Origin of the sequence: Sphaerisporangium sp. NPDC005288 (genome assembly GCF_040607475.1) — a bacterium.
Classification (GTDB): domain Bacteria; phylum Actinomycetota; class Actinomycetes; order Streptosporangiales; family Streptosporangiaceae; genus Sphaerisporangium; species Sphaerisporangium rhizosphaerae.
The window spans coordinates 62733-83741 of record NZ_JBEXGT010000006.1; the positions used below are offsets into that span (position 1 = coordinate 62733).

The 21009-nt window shown below is 71.9% G+C and carries 12 protein-coding genes and 1 pseudogene; 7 read left to right on the forward strand and 6 right to left on the reverse strand.

All coding sequences use genetic code 11. The features are described from left to right. The first annotated feature begins 39 nt into the window (after positions 1-39). Positions 40-2742: a DNA polymerase I gene (polA, locus tag ABZU32_RS08205; protein WP_354918845.1), complete on the forward strand. Its 2703-nt coding sequence runs from the start codon at positions 40-42 to the stop codon at positions 2740-2742. A 313-nt stretch (positions 2743-3055) separates the two neighbouring features. On the opposite strand, the gene ABZU32_RS08210 is transcribed toward polA, so the two are convergent. Further along, entirely contained in the window at positions 3056-3853 is a 798-nt protein-coding gene (locus ABZU32_RS08210; RefSeq protein WP_354918848.1) for a DUF2127 domain-containing protein, read from the reverse strand. 71 nt (positions 3854-3924) lie between these two features. Between ABZU32_RS08210 and ABZU32_RS08215 the strand changes: the two genes are divergently transcribed. From ABZU32_RS08215 to coaE, 4 genes are all read left to right on the forward strand, one after another. Continuing rightward, complete coding sequence (locus ABZU32_RS08215; RefSeq protein ID WP_354918851.1) at positions 3925-5037, forward strand: polysaccharide deacetylase family protein; 1113 nt, start codon at positions 3925-3927, stop codon at positions 5035-5037. A 222-nt stretch (positions 5038-5259) separates the two neighbouring features. Continuing rightward, positions 5260-6741 (forward strand): 30S ribosomal protein S1, encoded by a 1482-nt coding sequence (rpsA, locus tag ABZU32_RS08220; protein WP_354846091.1) that lies wholly within the window; start codon positions 5260-5262, stop codon positions 6739-6741. Positions 6742-7135: 394 nt separating this feature from the next. Next, on the forward strand, positions 7136-7594 hold the full coding sequence (locus ABZU32_RS08225) for a GNAT family N-acetyltransferase (RefSeq protein ID WP_354918854.1): 459 nt from the start codon (positions 7136-7138) through the stop codon (positions 7592-7594). 21 nt (positions 7595-7615) lie between these two features. Continuing rightward, complete coding sequence (coaE, locus tag ABZU32_RS08230; RefSeq protein WP_354918857.1) at positions 7616-8221, forward strand: dephospho-CoA kinase; 606 nt, start codon at positions 7616-7618, stop codon at positions 8219-8221. A 39-nt stretch (positions 8222-8260) separates the two neighbouring features. On the opposite strand, the gene ABZU32_RS08235 is transcribed toward coaE, so the two are convergent. Continuing rightward, the gene (locus tag ABZU32_RS08235; RefSeq protein ID WP_354918860.1) at positions 8261-14077 is read right to left on the reverse strand and encodes a TIR domain-containing protein; all 5817 of its coding nucleotides are present in this window, start codon (positions 14075-14077) and stop codon (positions 8261-8263) included. 328 nt (positions 14078-14405) lie between these two features. Between ABZU32_RS08235 and ABZU32_RS08240 the strand changes: the two genes are divergently transcribed. Then, positions 14406-15596, forward strand: a complete 1191-nt coding sequence (locus ABZU32_RS08240) for an SLC13 family permease (RefSeq protein WP_354918863.1) — start codon at positions 14406-14408, stop codon at positions 15594-15596. 32 nt (positions 15597-15628) lie between these two features. On the opposite strand, the pseudogene ABZU32_RS08245 reads toward ABZU32_RS08240, so the two are convergent. The 4 genes and pseudogenes from ABZU32_RS08245 to ABZU32_RS08260 all read right to left on the reverse strand — a co-directional run. Next, a pseudogene (locus ABZU32_RS08245) lies at positions 15629-16145 on the reverse strand (transposase); the annotation flags it as partial. A 59-nt stretch (positions 16146-16204) separates the two neighbouring features. After that, a complete protein-coding gene (locus ABZU32_RS08250; RefSeq protein ID WP_354918865.1) occupies positions 16205-17011 on the reverse strand; it encodes an inositol monophosphatase in 807 nt (268 codons plus the stop codon). Positions 17012-17021: 10 nt separating this feature from the next. Next, positions 17022-17672 carry a hypothetical protein gene (locus ABZU32_RS08255; RefSeq protein ID WP_354918868.1) on the reverse strand — a complete coding sequence of 217 codons (651 nt, stop codon included), beginning with the start codon at positions 17670-17672 and terminating at the stop codon, positions 17022-17024. A 7-nt stretch (positions 17673-17679) separates the two neighbouring features. Next, positions 17680-18708 (reverse strand): hypothetical protein, encoded by a 1029-nt coding sequence (locus tag ABZU32_RS08260; RefSeq protein WP_354918871.1) that lies wholly within the window; start codon positions 18706-18708, stop codon positions 17680-17682. 161 nt (positions 18709-18869) lie between these two features. Between ABZU32_RS08260 and uvrB the strand changes: the two genes are divergently transcribed. Further along, positions 18870-20978 (forward strand): excinuclease ABC subunit UvrB, encoded by a 2109-nt coding sequence (gene uvrB, locus ABZU32_RS08265; RefSeq protein ID WP_354918874.1) that lies wholly within the window; start codon positions 18870-18872, stop codon positions 20976-20978. Positions 20979-21009 lie beyond the last annotated feature (31 nt).

Here is a 21009-nt window from a genome sequence, read left to right on the forward strand (position 1 = left end):
CGGCCGTGTTCTGTCGTACATGGAGACTAGGCTGCGGGTGTGCCGAAGAAGGAACCGACCCCCTCACGCCCCTGCCTGCTCCTGCTGGACGGGCACTCGCTCGCGTACCGCGCGTTCTACGCGCTGAAGGACGCGAATCTCATGACGACCGAGGGCCAGCACACCGAGGCGGTGTACGGCTTCACCTCGATGCTGATCAACGTCCTTCGCGACGAGCGTCCGACCCACGTCGTCGTCTGCTTCGACAGGTCCGAGCCCACCTTCCGGCACGAGGCGTACGAGCAGTACAAGGCCAACCGGCAGGAGACGCCGGAGGACTTCCGCGGCCAGGTCAGCCTGATCTTCGAGGTGCTCGACGCGCTGCGCGTCCCCCACCTCTCGCTCGCCGGGTACGAGGCCGACGACCTCATCGCGACCCTCGCCCACCGGGCCGCCGAGCGCGACATGAACGTCCTGATCGTCACCGGCGACCGCGACGCCCTGCAGCTCGTCAACGACCGCATCACGCTGCTGATGACCCGCCGCGGCATCAGCGACATGACCCGCTTCGACCCCGACGCCGTCGTGGAGAAGTACGACCTCACCCCCACGCAGTATCCCGACTTCGCCGCGCTGCGCGGCGACCCCAGCGACAACCTGCCCAACATCCCCGGCGTGGGCGAGAAGACCGCCGCCAAGTGGGTCAAGGAGTTCGGCTCGCTCACCGAGCTGGTCGACCGGGTCGACGAGGTCAAGGGCAAGGTCGGCGACAAGCTCCGCGAGCACCTCGGGCAGGTCATCCACAACCGCCAGCTCACCGAGCTGCGCCGCGACGTCCCGCTGGACGTCGACGTGGCCGACCTCAAGATGGGCACCTGGGATCGCGACGAGATCCACAAGCTGTTCGACACGCTGCAGTTCCGCGTCCTGCGCGACCGGCTCTACCAGAGCATCGGCACCCCCGAGCCCGAGGCCGAGTCCGGCTTCGAGGTCGAGGTGGCGGCCCTCGGCCCCGACGAGGTCGAGGCGTGGCTGGCCGCCATGCCCGAGGGGCGCGCGGGGCTGGCGGTCAAGGGCGCCTACGGCAGCGGCACGGGCACCATCGAGGGGCTGGCCATCGCCGTGCCCACCGACGGCGAGGGGCGGCAGCGCGCCGCCTATCTCGACCTGAGCGCCCTCACCCAGGCCGACGAGAACGCGCTGGGCCGGTGGCTGGCCGACGAGTCGCGGCCCAAGGCCCTGCACGACGCCAAGGGCCCGCTGCTGGCCCTGTGGGCGCACGGGCTCGACCTGCGCGGTCTCACCTGCGACACCGCTCTGGCCGCCTACCTGGCGATGCCCGGGCAGCGCTCGTTCCCGCTGGACGACCTGGTGCTGCGCTACCTCCACCGCGAGCTGCGCGCCGAGGCCGACACCGGCGGCCAGGCGGCGCTGTTCGACGACCCCGCCGACAACGCGGGGGAGGAGCTCGCCGTCCGCGCGCAGGCCGTGCGCGACCTCGCCGAGGCCCTGGAGGCCCACCTCGCGCCCCGGGGCGGCACCCGCCTGATGCAGGAGGTCGAGCTGCCGCTGGTGCGGGTGCTCGCCGAGCTCGAGCGGGCCGGCATCGCCGCCGACCGCGACTACTTCACCGGGCTGGAGGCCGAGTTCGGCGCTGCGGTCAAGCAGGCCGTCGAGGAGGCCCACCGGGTCGTCGGCGAGCAGTTCAACCTGGGCTCGCCCAAGCAGCTCCAGGAGATCCTGTTCGTCAAGCTCGGGCTGCCCAAGACCAAGAAGATCAAGACCGGCTACACCACCGACGCCGACGCGCTGGCCGCCCTGGCCACCCAGACCGACAACGAGCTGCCGACGATCCTGCTGCGCCACCGCGACCAGACCAAGCTGCGCACCACCGTCGAGGGCCTGATCAAGGAGGTCGGCGACGACGGGCGCATCCACACCTACTACAACCAGATCATCGCGGCCACCGGGCGCCTGTCGTCTGAGAAGCCCAACCTGCAGAACATCCCCATCCGCACCGCCGAGGGCCGCCGCATCCGCCAGGGCTTCGTGGTCGGCGAGGGGTACGAAAGCCTGCTGACGGCCGACTACAGCCAGATCGAGCTGCGCATCATGGCCCACCTGTCGCAGGACGAGGCGCTCATCGCCGCCTTCGAGTCCGGGCACGACTTCCACCAGGCGACCGCCGCCCGGGTGTTCGACATCCCGCCCGAGCAGGTCGACGGCGAGCTGCGCGCCCGCATCAAGGCGATGAACTACGGCCTGGCCTACGGCCTGTCCGACTTCGGGCTCGCCGGCCAGCTCACCATCCCGGTCGCCGAGGCCCGCGCGCTCAAGGAGGAGTACTTCGAGGAGTTCGGCGGCGTGCGCGACTACCTCGGCGCGATCGTCGCCCAGGCCCGTCACGACGGCTACACCGAGACCATCCTCGGCCGCCGCCGCTACCTGCCCGACCTGACCAGCGACAACCGCCAGCGCCGTGAGATGGCCGAGCGCATGGCGCTCAACGCCCCGATCCAGGGGTCGGCCGCCGACATCATCAAGGTGGCCATGCTGAACGTGCAGCGGGCCCTGCGCGAGCAGGGGCTGCGGTCGCGCATGCTGCTGCAGGTCCACGACGAGCTGGTGTTCGAGGTGGCTCCGGGCGAGATGGAGCCGCTGCGCGAGCTGGTCGTCGGCCAGATGTGCGACGCCTACCACCTGCGCGTCCCACTGGACGTCTCGGTCGGCACCGGCCGCACCTGGCAAGACGCCGGCCACTGACGCCACCCGCCGGCCGCCCCCCTGTCATCGGACCGGGCGCGTGTGGTGATGGCGTGCCGCGTGGCGGCGCGCCGGTCGTGGCGGGGTGTGGACCTTGGCCGGGTCTGGTCGATCCTTGCCGTCGTGCTGAGGGCGTGTGGTGATGGCCTGCGGTGTGGCGGCACGCCGGTCGCCGTGGACCTGCCTGCGCCTGGTGCGCCTTATCGCGGTGGGTGCTGGTGGGTATCGGCGCCGGGTCGGCGGGTCGTGGCGCGGTGATGGCGGCGCCATTTACGGCGCCCGACCCGGCGGACCCTCGCGCACAGCGCGCGTGTCAGTGGCCTGTGGTCTGGGCGGGGTGGCGGTGGCCTGAGAGGGTGGCTTCGAGGGTGGCGGTCTCTACTTCGAGCAGGCTCGTCTCGTGTCGTTCGGCCTCGTGGGCGGCGCGGCCGCCGCGCAGGCCGAACAGCCGCTTGGACAGCAGGATGTACAGCACGGCCGCCAGGTTGACCAGCAGGATGACGACCCTCAGCCAGGTGACCTTCTCGACGAGCTCGTAGACCTCGACCGGGACGAACAGCGACGTCGCCACCACCGCGAAGTACTCGCCCCAGCGCTTGAGCAGCCACAGCCCGACGCCCTCGGTCATCAGCAGCGCCCCGAAGACCAGCAGGCCGAGTCCGATCCACGTCAGTGTGCGGGTCTCCGCGGCCAGCACGGTGCGCAGCGTGTGCACGACGCCCGACTCCTCCAGGTTCCAGCCCAGCTTGTCGGCCAGCGGCTGGAGCAGGGGCAGGTCCTCGTCGAAGGCCAGGCCGATCGCGTTCTGGTGGGCGCGGAACCGCCAGATGCCGAACGCCGCCCCGAGCACCAGCAGGCCCTTGGCCCACCGGAAGACGGCGAGCAGCCGCAGGATCGTGGCGTCGCGCAGCGCCTTGCCGCGCAGCACGATGGGCGCGTCCGCGGCGGGCCCGGAGCCGTGCGGCTCGCCGAGGGTGAAGTCGCCGCACCGAAGGCAGCGCCACGCCTCCCCGAGAGCGGTGTCGGCCCGCAGGCGCCCGCGCAGCGCCTCCTCGATGGGGGCGTAGGTGACGTGCCCATGGCGGCCGCAGGCCCGCAGACTCCAGTTCACAAGCAAATTTCAACACATGCCCGGCGTGTGTGCTGGATCGCCACGAGGTCGATTGGTCTGTCCTAGGGTGAATGCCGACCAGCCGCCCGATCCAGGAGAACACCGTGCGGAGCTCGCCCGGCCTGACCACCGTCATCGGCATCGTGAACGTCGGGGTGATGATCGTCGCCGTGGTGGCGCTGCTCGTCCTGCCGTTCAGTGGCGGGTCGCCCGAGCCGAGGCGCGCGGCCCCCTCGCCGTCCGCCTCCGCGGCCCCGGCCAGCCCCGCGCCGGTGGCGGCGGCGACCGTGGAGTCCGCCCGGAAGGTCAAGGCCAACGAGCTCGGCGCGATACCGGTGATCATGTACCACCGCATCCTGAAGAAGCGCCGGGCCTCCATCGACCGCACCCCCGCCCAGTTGCGCAAGGAGCTGGAGCGGCTGGCCGCGGACGGCTACGTGCCGATCACGGCGGCGGAGTTCGCGGCCGGGCTGATCGACCTGCCGGCCGGCGCCCACCCGGTCGTGCTGACCTTCGACGACGGCCACCCCTCGCACTTCGCCCTGGACTCCTCCGGCACGCCGAAGAAGGACACCGTCGTGCGCATCATCTACGACGTCGCCGCCCGGCATCCGGGCTTCCGGCCGGTGGCGACCTTCTGGGTGAACGACCACCCCTTCGGACTGGTCTCCCATGATCGCCAGGCGGCGGCGGTGCGCTGGCTGGTCGACCGCGGCTTCGAGGTGGCCAACCACACCTTCGGCCATCCCGATCTGCACCGGCTGTCCGGCAAGAAGGTGACCGAGGTGATCGCCCGCGAGGAGCGGTTGCTGACCGGGCTCGGCGCGCCCGCCTCCTCCACCTTCGCCCTGCCCTACGGCAGCAACCCCAAGAAGCGGGCGACGGCCCGCTCGGGGAAGTGGAAGGGCACCTCCTTCCATTTCCAGGCCGTCTTCCTGGCCGGGGCGGAGCCGGCGATTTCGCCCTACGCGAAGGCCTACGACCGGTACGACATCCCGCGAATCCAGTCAAACGGTAAAAAAGGGGAATGTCGCAAGTGGTGCTCGGAGTACTGGCTGGGGTGGCTCGACAAGCATCCTGATAGGCGATACACCTCCGACGGGGACCCGACGCACGTCTCCATGCCACGTCGACTGGGGAGTAAGATCCTGGCAAAGCTCGACAGGGTGAAGATCGTTTACTAGGGGCTTGCGGGGTTGTGCGGGTGAGCGCCGGATTGACCACGCCCGCGTACTCTCATATGCTGATCGCTGCGCTGTGGGCTCGCGTGCGCCTCGGACGGAGCGGGCTCGCGCTCGGTCATGTCGACCACGGGTCATCCCGACCATCCTCGGCTTGAGCGAAAAAGAGGGCCTGCCGCGCGTCCGCCACATCGACATCTGTCCGCGTTCGGAGCAATTCCACACATGACGAGCAGCACTGAGGCCACCTCGAGCACCCCGCAGGTAGCGGTCAACGACATCGGTTCCGAGGAGGCCTTCCTCGCCGCGATCGACGAGACCATCAAGTACTTCAACGACGGCGACATCGTCGAAGGCACCGTCGTCAAGGTCGATCGAGACGAGGTCTTGCTCGACATCGGCTACAAGACCGAGGGTGTCATCCCCTCGCGCGAGCTCTCGATCAAGCACGATGTCGACCCGGCCGAGGTCGTCGAGGTCGGAGAGCACGTCGAGGCCCTGGTCCTCCAGAAGGAGGACAAGGAAGGCCGGCTGATCCTCTCCAAGAAGCGCGCGCAGTACGAGCGCGCCTGGGGCACGATCGAGAAGATCAAGGACGAGGACGGCATCGTCACCGGCACGGTCATCGAGGTCGTCAAGGGCGGTCTGATCCTCGACATCGGGCTGCGCGGCTTCCTGCCGGCCTCCCTGGTCGAGATGCGCCGGGTCCGCGATCTGCAGCCGTATGTCGGCCGTGAGCTCGAGGCCAAGATCATAGAGCTGGACAAGAACCGCAACAACGTGGTTCTTTCCCGCCGTGCCTGGCTCGAGCAGACCCAGTCGGAGGTCCGCCAGACCTTCCTCAACACCCTGCAGAAGGGTCAGGTCCGCAAGGGCGTCGTCTCCTCGATCGTCAACTTCGGCGCATTCGTGGACCTCGGCGGCGTCGACGGTCTGGTCCACGTCTCCGAGCTGTCCTGGAAGCACATCGACCACCCCTCCGAGGTGGTCGAGGTCGGCCAGGAGGTCACCGTCGAGGTTCTCGACGTCGACATGGAGCGCGAGCGCGTCTCCCTCTCGCTCAAGGCGACGCAGGAAGACCCCTGGCAGCAGTTCGCCCGCACCCACCAGATCGGCCAGGTCGTTCCCGGCCGGGTCACCAAGCTGGTGCCGTTCGGCGCGTTCGTCCGGGTCGAGGAGGGCATCGAGGGCCTGGTCCACATCTCCGAGCTGGCCGAGCGCCACGTCGAGATCCCCGAGCAGGTCGTCCAGGTCGGCGACGAGATCTTCGTGAAGATCATCGACATCGACCTCGACCGTCGGCGCATCTCGCTGTCGCTCAAGCAGGCCAACGAGGGCGCGATGGGCGCTGACGTCGAGTTCGACCCCACGCTGTACGGCATGGCGGCGACCTACGACGACCAGGGCAACTACATCTACCCCGACGGTTTCGACCCCGAGACCGGCGAGTGGCTCGAGGGCTACGAGAAGCAGCGCGAGGAGTGGGAGCGGCAGTACGCCGAGGCCCAGACCCGCTTCGAGGCCCACAAGACGCAGGTCGAGAAGGCTCGCGCCGACGAGGCCGAGGCCGCGGGGCCGTCGTCCTACTCCGGTGAGACGCCTCCCTCGTCCTCTTCCAGCAGTGGCTCGGCTCCGGCCGCGGGCGCCCTGGCCTCCGACGAGGCCCTGGCGGCTCTGCGGGAGAAGCTGGCGGGCGGCCAGAGCTGACGCTCTGAACGACCGCTGATTGCGAGGAAAGGGCCCCACTCCGGTGGGGCCCTTTTCGCGTCCCAGGACCCCCGCGCGGGCGCTGTGCGGCCCGGCGCGGCCCCGGCGCGGCCCCTGCGCGGCCCCTGCGCGGCCCCTGCGCGGCCCCTGTGCCTGCCTGCGCGGCCCTGCGTGCCGCCTAAACCTTCCTGTCCCTCCCTGCGCGGCCCTGCGCGCCGCCTTGCCTCCCTGTGCCTCCCTGTGCGGCCCTGTGCTGTGCGGCCCTGTGCGGCCCTGTGTGCTGCACCGGAGCCCGGACGTGCTCCCCGGGGGGCGATTCCCCACGAACCCGGCCTGTCGCCCTTTCCGCGCCGCCGAGGTGTGGTCGTCCGGGCGCGGCCCCTACAGTGGGCGGGTGACGCCGATCGAGCGGGCCCGGCCCGAGGACGCCGGGGAGATCCTCACCCTCCAGCGGGCCGCCTATGTGGTCGAGGCCCAGCTGTACGGAGACCCGTTCATCGCGCCGCTGGTGGAGTCGCTGGAGGGCCTGCGCGGGGCGATCGCGTCGGCGACGGTGCTCAAGGCCGTCGAGTCCGGCCGCATCGTCGGCTCGGTACGCGGCCGGCTCGGCGAGCGCAGCGGCCTCATCGGCCGGCTCGTGGTGGCCCCGGACCGGCAGGGGCAGGGGCTCGGCACCGCGCTGATGAAGGCCGTGGAGGGCGAGCTGAGCCCCCAGGTCGAGGCGTTCGACCTGTTCACCGGCCATCTGTCGGAGGGTAACCTGCGCCTGTACCGCCGTCTCGGCTACCGCGAGACCCGGCGCGAGCGTGTCCACGAGCACCTGACCATGGTCCATATGCGCAAGCCCGCCTAGCGTTGGCTACGCTTTGCGTTCATGGTGAAGGTCGGGCTCACGGGCGGCATCGGGTCGGGCAAGAGCGAGGTCGCCCGGCGCCTGGCCGCGCGGGGCGCCGTGGTCATCGACGCCGACAAGATCGCGCGTGAGGTGGTCGAGCCCGGCACCAGCGGGCTCGCGCTCATCGAGGCGGCCTTCGGCTCGCAGGTCCTGCGCGAGGACGGCTCGCTCGACCGCGAGAAGCTCGGGCAGATCGTGTTCGCCGACTCCGGCAAGCTCGCGCGGCTCAACGAGATCGTTCATCCGAGGGTCGGCGAGCGGGTGGCCGAGTTGCAGCGCGCCGCGCCCGCCGACGCCGTCGTGGTCTACGACGTGCCGCTGCTCGCCGAGAACAACCTGGCGCCGATGTACGACCTGGTCGTCGTGGTGGACGCCTCCGACCGGACGCGGCTGGCCCGGCTCACCGGCCTGCGCGGCATGGCCGAACAGGACGCCGTCGCCCGCATCAAGGCGCAGGCCACCCGGGAGGACCGGCTCAAGATCGCCGACATCGTCGTCCCGAACGAGGGCGACCTCGACGACCTCGACGCCCGGGTCGAGGAGGTCTGGGCCCGCATCCAGCGACACCGCACCGCCGACGCCTGACCAAGACGGCTCCGCCTCTTCAGGGACCCGGTGCCAGGGTCAGAAGGGGGCGTCCAGGGCGATCTGCCGGACGGCGGGCAGGTACGGGTCCAGCTCGCCCAGGTCGAACCGGCACATGCCGATGACGTACCAGAACTGCCCGGTGACCTCTCCCTCGATCTTGTACCGGCCGTCCGGGCTGATCGCCGCCCACCCCTCCGGCAGCCCGAGGAGCGTGGCCCGCTGGGTCGGCACCTCCGCGGTCAGGTCCCACAGGATCACCACGCCGTCGTCGCCCGCGCTGGCGAGCACGTCGCCCGCGGGGGAGAACGCCACCGACCAGACGCGGCGGGTGTGGCCGACCAGGGTGTGCAGATGGCGTCCCGACGCGGCGTCCCACAGCCGCACGACCAGGTCGTCGCCCGCGGTGGCGAGCCGGGTGCCGTCCGGGCTGAAGTCCACCGTCCAGAGGCGCCCGGTGTGCCGTCTCAGCGTGTGCAGCGGGTCGGCCGCCCAGGCGCCGCCCTCGGCGCCGAGTCGCCAGACGCGGGCGGTGCCGTCGTTGCCCGCGCTGGCCAGCAGCCTTCCCGTGGGGTCGAACCGCACCGCGTACACCCGGTCGGTGTGCCCTTCGAGGGCGGCCAGCCGCGCGCCGGAATGCACATCCCACAACCTCACCACGCGGTCGTCGCATCCGGTGGCGACGGTGGCGCCGTCCGGGCTGAACGCGATCGAGCGCACCCGCCCGCGGTGCTCGGCGAGGTTGCCGACCTCCCGTCCCGAGGTGCGGTACCACAGCCGGACGCTGTCGTCGTCGTTGGCGGTGGCGAGGATCTCGCCGTCCGGGCTGAACGCCTCGGCCCAGACGTGGTCGGTCTCCACGTTGAGCTCGCGCTCGAAGGTGCCCGCCGCCACGTTCCACAGGTAGACGCCGCCGTCGTTGCTCGCGGTGGCGAGCAGCGGACCGGCCGGGCTGAAGATCGCCGAGATGAGCCGGTCGGCGGCGCCGGTCAGCTCGCGCAGCCGGCGTCCGGTGCGCGGGTCCCACAGCCGGACGTACCCGTCGTTGCCGCAGGTGGCCAGCATGGTGCCGTCGGCGCTGAACCGCGCGGCGGTGATGCGGCGCCCGTGGCCGCGCAGTGTCTGGCGGCACTGGCCGGTCTCGGGGTCCCACAGGCGCGCGGTGCCGTCGTTGCTCGCGGTGGCGAGCTGCCGGCCGTCCGGGCGGAAGACGAACGGCCACACCGACCCGCGGTGGCCCGCGAGCTCGGCGCGCTGGCGGCCGGTGTCCGGCTCCCACATGCGCACCACACCGTTGCTGTCGCCTGTGGCGAGCGTGTCACCGCCGGGGCCGAAGAGCACCTGGTAGACCGCGCCGGAGTGGCTCGGCAGCGCGCCCTCCGGCCGCCCGCTGCGCGGATTCCACAGGCGGACGGCGCCGGAGGTGTCACCGGAGACCAGCAGGTCCCCGGAGGGGTGGAAGTCCAGGGCATAGACTCGGCCGGTGTGGCCGCGCAGATCGTGCAGCAGATCGCCGCTCGCCGGATCCCAGATCTTGACCGCTCCGGTGTGGTCGCCCGCGGCCAGCAGGCGGCCGTCCGGGCTGAGCGCGAGACGGTAGACCGTGCCCTGGTGGCCGGTGAGCCGGTGGCTGAGACGCCCGGTGGCGAGGTCCCAGACGCGGATGGCGCCCCCCGCGTCGCCGGTCACGAGCCTGCCGGGCAGGAAGACCCCGGTGTAGATGGGGGTGGTGTGCCCGGGGAGCGAGGCCACCGGCTCACCGGTGGCCGCCGACCACACGTTCATCACGCCGTCGGCGCCGCCCGCGGCCACCAGCTCGCCGGACGGGCTGAGCACGACCGGCCAGACCCCTTCCGCGTGCCCGGTGATGACCAGGCGCTCGGCCCCCGTGGAGGGGTCCCAGATGCGGATGGTGCCGTCCGCGGCGCCCGTGACGAGCATCCCCGGCCCGTACGCCACCTTGTACACCCGCCCCCGGTGACCGTGCAGTGTGCGCAGCGGTGATCCGCTGACGCTGTCGCACACCAGCACCCCGCCGTCCTCGCTGCCGAAGGCCAGCAGCCCGCCGTCGGGGCTGTAGGCCACCGGCTCCGGCAGCCGGCTGCTCTGGAAGTGGTAGCCGTAGGGCACGCCGACGAGCGGGGGCGCCAGCTCGGGCGTCACGGGGTGGCCCGGGGCGATGGCGGCGCCGCGCAGGGCGGGGGCGGCCGCCAACGTGGGGGAGGCTGTGACGTCGATCAGCGCCGCGCGGTCCCAGCGGCCGCCGTCGGTGGCGACGTCGCGCAGGTCGGCCCGGGGGAGCCGGGCGCGGGTCAGGTCGGCGCCCCGCAGGTCGGCGCCCGCGAGGACGGCCTCGTCGAGCCGCGCGCCGTTGAGGCGGGCGTCGCGCAGGATCGCGCGGGTCAGGTTGGCGCCCACGAGCTGGGCGTCGGTCAGGTCGGCGCCGCTCAGGTCCACCCCCGCGAAGTCGCGGTAGGACAGGTCTTCGCCGTGCAGCCGCGCGCTCCGCAGGTCGGTCCTGGCGGGCGTGCGCAGTCTGGTGGTGATCTTGATGGCGTTGGCGCGCGCGGTGTCGTCGGCCGCGGGGTCGGCGAGCGTGCGGGCCGCCCACGCCTGGAGCCGGCCGGTGTCGGCCAGGTCGCACAGGAAGTCGACCATCAGCGCCGACAGCGGGCGCAGCGCGAGGTGCTCGCCGAGCGTGCGCGCGATGTGGCAGGCCACCATCCATTCCATCACCGAGGAGTGGATGAAGCCGAACAGCCCCTCGTCGGTGCGGACGAGCAGGCTGCCGGTGCCCATCGCGTGCGCGGTCTGGCCGGCCGGCAGGCGGCCGCCGGCCGGCTCGGCGAGCGTCTCGGCGACCTCGGCGAGCTCGGACGGCCGCAGGTAGGACTCGCCGTTCTCCCACAGGCGCAGCGCCAGCGTGGTCGCCGCCCGCCGCAGCTCCTCGGCGCTCAGCCCGCCCGGCGCGCCGGGCACGTGCGTGCGCCGCTCCTCGAACAGCAGCCAGTTGTCCAGGATCTCCGAGTACAGGCCGGCGGCGCTGATGGCCTCGCCCGCCTGGGCCACCGCGCGCAGCCGCTCGTCGGGCAGGTCGGCGATGAAGCTCAGCATGCGGGGGTTCTGCGCGAGGTCGAGCAGGTCGGAGATGCCGGTCAGCAGGCTCATGCGGTCGGCGGCGGCCCGCTCGTCCCCGCCGTACCGGTTGGCGAGATAGGCGCGCACCTGCGCGGGGGTGAACTCCTCGACGCTGAGCACCCGCCGGTGCGGCAGCGTGCCGACCCGCTCGCCCAGCGCGGTCAGCACCTGGGCGTGCGACTTGAAGTGCTGGGTGCGGCTGGCCACCACGATCTTGGCCTTGTCCTCGGCGGCCTGAAGCAGCGTGTCGAGGTGGTCGGCCGCGCGCTCGTAGGTGACCCGGGTGACCAGCTCGTCGAACCCGTCGAACAGCAGCACGATGCGGCCCTGGCGCAGCATGTAGTGGAAGGCCTTGAGGTCGATGAGCTCCTCGCCGTGGTTGGCCAGGTGCGCGGCCACCAGGCCGTCCACCGAATGCGCCTTGTCCAGCGCGCGCAGCTCGATGAGGATCGGCGTCAGGTGGGGCAGCTCGGCGGGGATCCTGCGCGCGACCTCCCGCAGGGCGAAGGTCTTGCCGCGCCCGAAGTCGCCGAGCAGCAGCACGAACCGGCCGTGGTCGGCGGCCAGCAGCCGCATCAGCTCGCCGGTGAGATCGTCGCGGACGCCCTGGCCGGTGCGGTCGACCTCGCGGTAGCGCTGCGCGACGTACAGGCCGGGGGGATAACGCCGGTCGCTCACCAGCCGCGCCGTCTGGTCGGCGACGTGGTCGGACAGGTCCAGCAGCCCCTGGAACTCGGTGAAGCTGCGCAGCCGCACGCCGCGCCGCAGGGCGTCGTCGCGGACGGCGCGCGAGGGGCCGGGCCCCTGGTACACCAGCTCGGAGCCGTGCTCCAGGCCGGCGGCGTGCACCTGGCGCAGGAAGGCCGACACATCCTCCGCGGAGACCGGGCCCGCGTGAGCGCCGATGAGCTGCTGGCGGACGAAGCCGTCCTCGGCGACGGTGACCAGCAGGTGCGGCGGCTCCCCCGGCACCTTGCGGATCTTGGCCCGGTCGCTGCGCGTCTCGCACACCTCGGCGACGCGGTCCAGCAGCAGGCTCGACGGGCTCGCCTCGCGCTCGGGCTCGGCGCCGGAGTCCGGAGGGGCCTGCAAGGGGTCCAAAGCGGCCTGCTCGACGGCGCTCACCGGTGGGAAGGTGCCGTGCACGGAGCGCCGGTCGTAGGTGATCTCGTCCGGCGGGGTGATCTCCTCGCGGTCGCGCGCCCAGCGGCGGATGCCGTCGGGGGTGATCTCGATGATCTGGTGGCGCCCCGGCGCGAGGGACGGCACGCAGGGCAGCTCGCCGATGTGGCCGACCTCGTCGGGGCCGCCGCCGTGCAGCAGCAGGTTGAGCCGGGTGCCGAGCAGCCGTTCGAGCGTGCCCCGGTCGCGCAGGGCGGAGAGGGGATGGCCGACGGCCCCGACGCGCAGCCAGCCGGTCTCCTCGAACGGCCGCAGGCGCTCGGCGAACCAGGCGGCCTGGGCCTGCCCGATGTGGCCGTAGGCGTCCTCCTCGCGGTGGCTCATGGCCATGGTGGAGTTGAGCCCGGCGACCACGACCTTCAGCTCGGGGTCGGCGAACAGGCTCCAGGGCTGGGCGCTGTCGAACTCGGGGTCGGCCAGCCCCTGGTAGAGGTCCTTGAACAGGCCGGAGTAGTGCCGCCACTTGGGCCAGTAGGGCGGCTCGGGCGCCACGTCGTCTGCCTCGCAGGTGGCGAAGTACGCCCGGCTCGCCGCCTTGGTGACGTCACGGGGGCCGGGCACGATGACCAGCCTGCGCTGTTCGAGGCCGAGGAGCACGCGCAGCCCGGTCAGGAACGCGAGCGCCTCGCCGTACTCGCGGACGCTGCCCGACTCGGTGATGTCGCCGGTGACCAGCAGCAGGTCGGGACGGGGGACCCCGGCGTCGGCCAGGCGCGTCAGATCGGCCCACACGCTGGACTGAAGCTCGCCGGCGCCGAGCGGCTCGTCCGCCTCGGCGAGCCCGCGCCCGAAGCGCGGTCCGGCGACGTGCAGCACCGTGACCGCCTGGCGTTCGCGCCGGACGGGCGCCGCCGCCGGGAACGCGGGCGGGGTCACGGGCGTCCTGCGCCGGTGCCGCGCGCCCGGCGTCTCCCCGCCCTCGCCCGGGACGCGGCTCACGGCGTCCGGGCCCGGAAGCGGCACGCCGATCGCGGCGCCGGCCGCCGGGTGGGGAACGCCGATGGCGCCCTGGTGGGCGGGACGCCCGCCGGCCGCGTCCCGCACCAGGGTGCCGGGGATGGTCTTGGCCGGTCCGCCGGGGAAGCCGGGCTGCTCGGCGGGCTTGGCCCGGCCCGCCAGCGTGTGCCGGATGCGGTCGAGCAGCAGCGACCTGGCCTGCCCGGAATCGGTCACGCCGACCAGGTCGACCCACGTGATCGTCGACAGCAGCCCTTCGAGCGGGCACTCCTCGATGCGGATCGTCACCAGCCGGTTGCCGGGATTGTCGGGGTCGGCGCGGAAGGCGGTGAGCCACTCCTGCCGTCCGAAGCGGGACCCGAGGTAGTTGTTGGACAGCACCGCCACCATCAGCTTGGCCTGGCTGACGCCCCGGTCCATGAAGTCGACGAAGTTGGTGCCCGGGACGAAGTCCCACGCCTGGAGCATGGTGCGGTATCCGGCGGTCTCCAGTTGCCAGGCGATCCAGCCCGCCCACCGCTCGTCGGCGGGGGAGTAGCTGACGAAGATGTCGATCCGCGCGCCGTCGCCACCGTCCATGCGGACTCCCATCGCTCGCCTGCGCCACCCGGCGTGACCCCCGGCGTGACCGCCCTGTGCTCGACGCCCTTTCCCGCGCTCGCGCCGCACTCGCCCCGGCGTGCCTGCCGGCTCGCCGCGACGGCCCGGCCGCGTCGCCCGTCAGTCCCGCCCGGCAGTACGGCTCCTCAGAACCGCTCCTCAGAACCGCTCATCAGAACCGCTCATCGGAACCGCTCATCGGAACCGCTCGTCAGGGCCGCCCCGGGGCGCCGTGCCGTCAGGGGAGCCATTATCCTCTGCTGCGCCGGGGCTTTGGAGGATTTCGATCTCTCATGGGTATGCGATCATGGCCAGCGTGATACGGCGGCTGGCGGTGCTGGACTGGGTCCGGCTCGGAGTGCTCGCCGTGGGCCTGGCATGCGTGGCCACCGGGTTGCTGCCCGCGGAGGAGGCCCTCGCCAACGTGCGGCGCATCGGGCCGCTGCTGCTCTTCCTGGCCGCGGTCATCGTGCTGGCCGAGCTGGCCAAGGAGGCCGACGTCTTCGACGTCCTCGCCGGCCGGCTCGCGATCATCGGACGCGGCAACTATGCCGCTCTTTTCCTACTCTGCACGGCTTTCGCGTCCTTTGTCACGATATTTCTGAACCTGGACACGACCGCGGTGCTGCTCACGCCGGTCATGCTGGCCCTGGCGCCCCGCGCGCGCATCGCCACCCTGCCCCTGGCGATGACCACCATCTGGCTGGCCAACACCGCGAGCCTGCTGCTGCCGGTCTCCAACCTGACCAACCTGCTCGCCATGGACCGGGTCGGGCTGTCCACCCGCGACTTCGCCGTGCGCATGTGGGCGCCGCAGGTCGCCTCCATCGCCGTGACCATGCTGTTCCTGTGGGTCTTCTACTGGCGGCGCGGCGAGCGGGGCGCCGACCGGTACCAGCCGCCGTCCCCGGCCCCGGTGGGCGACCGGGTGCTGTTCTTCGTCGCGGGCGGCGCCTGCCTGCTGTTCATCGCGGCCATCCTCGCCGGCGTCCAGATCGGCGCGGCCGCGGCGGTGGCGGCCGTCCTGGTGATCGCGGCCTTCGCATGGCGCGACCGCTCCAAGCTGACCTGGGGGCTGTTCCCCTGGCAGCTGCTGGTCTTCGTGACCGGGCTGTTCCTCGTGGTGCCCACGCTGAGCCGGTACGGGCTCGACGACCTCATGCGCGCGATCATCGGTGGCACGGGCGACACCGCGGGCGACTACCGCGCCGCCGCGGCCGGCGCGGGGCTGTCCAACCTGGTCAACAACCTGCCCGCCTACTACGCCGGCGAGCGGGTGATCCCCCCGGCCAACCACGACCAGCTGCTCTCGCTGCTCATCGGCACCAACGTCGGGCCGGTGATCACCCCGTGGGGGTCGCTGGCGACGCTGCTGTGGTTCGAGTGGTGCCGCCGCCGCGCCGTGAAGGTGCCCCTGCTCAAGTTCGTGCTCACCGGGGTCGGCCTGTGCGCCGCCGGCATCGCCGCCACGATCACGGCGCTGCTGCTCACCGCTTGACGCGCTCCCCGGCCTGAACGCCGGGGAGCGCGTCATGCGGCGCCTCTGGCTCGGCATTGGGAGCAGAGCTTGGAGGAGGGGAACCACCGGTCGATCTTGGCGAAGTGGCGGCCGTACCGGGCCGCCTTGTACTCCAGCATGCTCACGAACTGCGACCAGCCCGCATCGTGAAGACTTGGCAAGGCGGGTACGGCCGAGGCCGGACACGGCAAGGTTCTCCACGTACACCGCTTGGTTGTCGCGGATGATCCGGGTGGAGAGCTTGTGCGCCCAGTCGCGGCGCGCGTCGGCCGCCCTGGCGTGTGCCTTGGCGAGTTTGGCCCTGGCCTTGTGGCGGTTGGCTGAGCCTTTTTCCCTACGGGACAGTTCCCGCTGTGCCTTGCGCCTGCGCCGCTCGGCCCGGCGCAGGAAACGCGGGTTGTCCACCTTGCGGCCGTCGGAGGTGACGGCGAAGTGGGACAGCCCCAGATCGATCCCCACCTCGGCGGCCGACTCCGGGAGCGGGACATCGCAGGTCTGGACGACGAACGAGGCGGCTTTCCCTGCCGCGCGCTACACGGGCGAGTCCGCTTCACGCCCGGCCTGCAGGCCGGAGCGCTGCGGACGATTCAGGTAGCGGCGCTGACCAGCTCGAGCAGGTCGTCCATCAGCTCGGGGCCGGCGGCGACGAAGTTGCGGCGGTGTGCGGGCAGGTCGGTGCGCCCGTCGAAGGGCCTGCCGTCGAACCCCCGCACGCACAGGCCCGCCTCCTGCGCGATCAGCAGGCCGCCGGGCAGGTCGACCGCCTCGGCGCGGTAGCCCACCACCGCGTCGATGTCGCCCCGCGCGAGCATCACCCAGCCCAGCAGCGGGGCCCACAGTTGCAGCACTCTGCGCGCCCGCAGGTCGAGCGCCGCCTTCAGCGACCGCATGGCCGGGTCGTCGCGGACGACCTCGTGCCCCTGGGTCCAGGCCAGCACCGGCCCGTGCGTCCCCGCCGGGCGCTGTGGGCGGCGCACCGGCCCGCGGGGGCCGAGCGCGCCCTGCCCCCGCACCGCCGACCAGGTCTGCCCGCCGACGGGGTCGTGGACGACGCCGAGCCGCGGCAGCCCCTGATGGCACAGCGCGAGCCCGACCACGTACAGCGGCAGGCCGATCGCCAGGTTGTTGGTGCCGTCGAGCGGGTCGACGAACCACGTCCAGTCGGCGCCCGCGTCCCCGGACGCGCCGGACTCCTCGGCCACCACGCGATGCGCGGGGAAGGCGGCCTGGATGCGCTCCAGCAGGAGCTTCTCGGCGGCGACGTCCAGGTCGGTGACCAGGTCGCCGCCGTTCTTGGCGCGGATCGCGAACGTGCCCGAGGCCCGTTCCCGCAGCAGCGTCCCCGCGGCCTCCGCGGCCTCCACGGCCACCCGCCGGGCGTGTTCGAGATCCATCGGGACCCTCCTATGCTCGCGCCAGGTGCTCCGCGGCCAGCCGGGCGGCCCGCGCGGTCTCCTCATCGTCGCAGCGGCGCCGGACCACCCGGTGGGGGCGCGTGCCGAGCGGCCCGAGGGACAGATCGGCCATGCCCGGACGCCCGTTGCCCAGCGCGATCGTGGCGGTGTCGGTGCCCTCGGGGATCACGCTGCGGTGGAACACCCCGGCGCGCAGGGTGTAGACCTCGCCGGCGCCGTAGAGCGACGACGCCCCCGGCGCGTAGGAGACGGTGCGCCCGGTGGGGCGGATGCTGTCCACATCGCCCGCGCTGACCACCTCGAACACCCGGTGGGAGGCTCCGGCGGCGAGGTCGGCCACCGTGGCCAGCTCGTTGCGCACCTGCCCGAACAGGACATAGCTGATCAGGTCCCAGCTGTGGCAGTGGACGCCGGAGGTGGTGGTGGCGACGCTCGGCACGTCGGCCGACCAGATGTGGACGCACACGCCGTGCTCGCCGCTGCGCTCGACCGGCAGGCACAGGAACCCGAGCGGATGGCGCACCGCCCTGATCGCCGACCGGCCGGCCGCGATGTCCCGCAGCAGGCGCAGCACCCGGCCGGGGAGGGCGCGGGGCGCCGCGCCCGACGCCAGCTCCTCGTACAGGTCGTCGTACCTCACGCGGGCCTCATGCCGAGTAGGGGTTCTTCGCGCGGATGGCCTTGCGGATGATCTCGACCACGTCGCGGTCGCCGTAGGCCTTCGGCAGGCCGAGCCCGAGGGCCTCGAACAGCTTGCGCACCTCGTCGACGGTGGGCTCTTCGCCCACCTGCGTCGCCTTGGCCGACTCCAGGGGGACGCGCCTCGCCTGGTCGAGACTCGCGATCAGCTCGGTGGCGCAGTGGTCGTAGTAGAAGCTGCCGCGCCGGGTCACCAGGGCGCGGTTGGGGTCCTCCACCGTGATGATCACATGATTCGCGGACAGGTCCCACCGGAACGTCGTCATGGTCGCCGCCAGCCCGAGGTGGATGTCCAGCAGGCTGAACCGCTGGCGGTACCAGCAGGCCGCCAGGATGGTGGCGTAGGACTCCTTGCGCGTGCGGTCGACCGTCCAGTACTCGCCGGTGCCGTCGGGCGCGTCGGACACCGACCGGCGGAAGCGCACGTACGCCTCGCAGACGCCGAGGTGGGTGGGGTCGATGATCTCCAGGCGCACGAGCAGGGCCTTGCGCTCGCGGCGGGCGGCCACGACCAGCTCGGGGAGGGTCACCGCCCGCACGTAGGTGCCCGTGCCGCCCTTGAAGTACCAGCGGTCGGTGGAGCGCCGCGCCTCGGCGTGTGCCTCGGCGATCTCGTCGGCGCCGTTGAGCACCTGCACCACCTGCAGGTCGTCGAGCACGCGCTTGGCGCTGTGGACGACCGCCTCGAGGTGGGTGAGCCGGTCGAGGCGCGCGGGAAGGTCGGCCAGCGCGCCGGAGGTCGTGCGGAAGTTCTCCTTGATCGTCTCCTCCATGGGCTCCTGCCGCCACCGGTCGCGCAGGATCGCCGCGGTGAGCAGGCCCAGCACGAGCAGGGTCACCCCGCTGATCAGCTCGCTCTTGGGCTGGCCCATGATCTCGTCGCTCGCGGTCAGGCCGAGGAAGGCGATGAAGACCGCCAGCACCAGGGCGATGACGCCGTCGGCGTTCTTGCCGACCCAAGCAACGAACCTGCCCATGCGCTCCATGGCGCCCGCCCCGCCTCGACGATCAGTAAGCCCCGTGGTCATGGTAACGGGAGGGTAAACCGGAGGCCAGTGCCGGGCTTGGCGACGCCGATCGCGGCCGGCCGCCGTCGCGGCGGCGGAATTGTCGGTGGCGGCGCGTAGGTTATGGAGATGTGAGGCCGGTAACAGATTTGCAGCGCAGGGTGGCGCCCTTCCAGGTCGTCACCGACATGACCCCCTCGGGCGACCAGCCGACGGCGATCGCCGAGCTCGAGCGGCGGGTCAAGGCCGGGGAGAAGGACAACGTCCTGCTGGGCGCCACGGGCACCGGCAAGACCGCCACCGTGGCCTGGCTCATCGAGCGGCTCCAGCGCCCCGCTCTGGTGATGCAGCCGAACAAGACGCTCGCCGCCCAGTTCGCCAACGAGCTTCGCGAGATGCTGCCCGGCAACGCGGTCGAGTACTTCGTCTCCTACTACGACTACTACCAGCCCGAGGCGTACGTCCCGCAGACCGACACCTACATCGAGAAGGACTCCTCGATCAACGACGAGGTCGACCGGCTGCGGCACTCGGCGACCAACTCGCTGCTGACCCGCCGCGACACCGTCGTGGTGGCCTCGGTGTCGTGCATCTACGGCCTCGGCACCCCGCAGGAGTACGTCGACCGCATGGTCCGGCTCAAGGTCGGCCAGCAGATCGAGCGCGACCAGCTCCTGCGCCGCCTGGTCGACATGCAGTACGCCCGCAACGACCTGTCCTTCACCCGGGGCACCTTCCGCGTGCGCGGCGACACCGTCGAGGTGATCCCGCAGTACGAGGAGCTCGCCGTCCGCATCGAGATGTTCGGCGACGAGATCGAGAAGCTGGCGACGCTCCACCCGCTCACCGGAGAGGTCATCACCGAGGACGAGGAGCTCTACATCTTCCCCGCCTCCCACTACGTCGCCGGCCCCGAGCGCATGGAGCGCGCGATCGGCGACATCGAGGCCGAGCTGGCCGCGACCCTGGCCACCATGGAGAAGCAGGGCAAGCTGCTGGAGGCCCAGCGGCTGCGCATGCGCACCACCTACGACATCGAGATGATGCGCCAGGTCGGCACCTGCTCCGGCATCGAGAACTACTCGCGGCACATCGACGGCCGCGAGGCGGGCACCGCGCCCAACACCCTGCTCGACTACTTCCCCGAGGACTTCGTCCTGGTCCTGGACGAGTCCCACCAGACCGTGCCGCAGATCGGCGCGATGTACGAGGGCGACGCCTCGCGCAAGCGCACCCTGGTCGACCACGGCTTCCGCCTGCCCTCGGCCATGGACAACCGCCCGCTCAAGTGGGAGGAGTTCCTCGAGCGCATCGGGCAGACCGTCTACCTGTCCGCCACGCCGGGGCCCTACGAGCTCGGCCGCAGCAAGGGCGAGGTCGTCGAGCAGGTCATCCGCCCCACGGGCCTGGTCGACCCCGAGGTGGTCGTCAAGCCGACCAAGGGGCAGATCGACGACCTGGTCCACGAGATCCGCGAGCGCGCCGAGAAGGACGAGCGGGTCCTGGTCACCACCCTGACCAAGAAGATGTCGGAGGACCTCACCGACTACCTCCTCGAGCTCGGCATCCGCGTGCGCTACCTCCACAGCGAGGTCGACACGCTGCGCCGCATCGAGCTGCTCCGAGAGCTGCGCATGGGCGAGTTCGACGTCCTGGTCGGCATCAACCTGCTGCGCGAGGGCCTCGACCTGCCCGAGGTGTCGCTGGTGGCCATCCTCGACGCCGACAAGGAGGGCTTCCTGCGCAGCGAGACCTCCCTGATCCAGACGATCGGCCGCGCGGCGCGCAACGTCTCCGGCCAGGTCCACATGTACGCCGACCGGGTCACGCCCTCGATGGAGCGCGCGATCGATGAGACCAACCGGCGCCGGGCCAAGCAGGTCGCCTACAACGAGGCGAACGGCGTCGACCCGCAGCCGCTGCGCAAGAAGATCGCCGACATCCTCGACTCCCTCGTCCGGGAGGACGCGGACACCGAGCAGCTCCTCGGCGGCGGCCGCCAGCAGAGCCGCGGCAAGGCGCCGGTCCCGGGGCTGAGCGCCCGCCAGACCGGCCAGCACGCCAAGGCCATCGCCGGCGAGATGCCGAGGGCCCAGCTGGAGTCGCTGGTCCAGTCGCTGACCGAGCAGATGCACACCGCCGCGGCCGACCTGCAGTTCGAGGTCGCCGCCCGCCTCCGCGACGAGATCAAGGAGCTCAAACGCGAAGTCCGCGACATGCGGGAGGCCGGCGTCCACTGATGCGCCGTCCGCTGACGACCGTCCACTGACC

Excerpts from the sequence above, each read along its gene's own strand:
- ABZU32_RS08215 (WP_354918851.1), top strand. The coding sequence starts at position 3,925 with ATGCCGACCAGCCGCCCGATCCAGGAGAACACCGTGCGGAGCTCGCCC.
- ABZU32_RS08260 (WP_354918871.1), bottom strand. The coding sequence starts at position 18,708 with ATGGGCAGGTTCGTTGCTTGGGTCGGCAAGAACGCCGACGGCGTCATC.
- coaE (WP_354918857.1), top strand. The coding sequence starts at position 7,616 with ATGGTGAAGGTCGGGCTCACGGGCGGCATCGGGTCGGGCAAGAGCGAG.
- ABZU32_RS08235 (WP_354918860.1), bottom strand. The coding sequence starts at position 14,077 with ATGGACGGTGGCGACGGCGCGCGGATCGACATCTTCGTCAGCTACTCC.
- rpsA (WP_354846091.1), top strand. The coding sequence starts at position 5,260 with ATGACGAGCAGCACTGAGGCCACCTCGAGCACCCCGCAGGTAGCGGTC.
- ABZU32_RS08240 (WP_354918863.1), top strand. The coding sequence starts at position 14,406 with ATGGCCAGCGTGATACGGCGGCTGGCGGTGCTGGACTGGGTCCGGCTC.
- ABZU32_RS08250 (WP_354918865.1), bottom strand. The coding sequence starts at position 17,011 with ATGGATCTCGAACACGCCCGGCGGGTGGCCGTGGAGGCCGCGGAGGCC.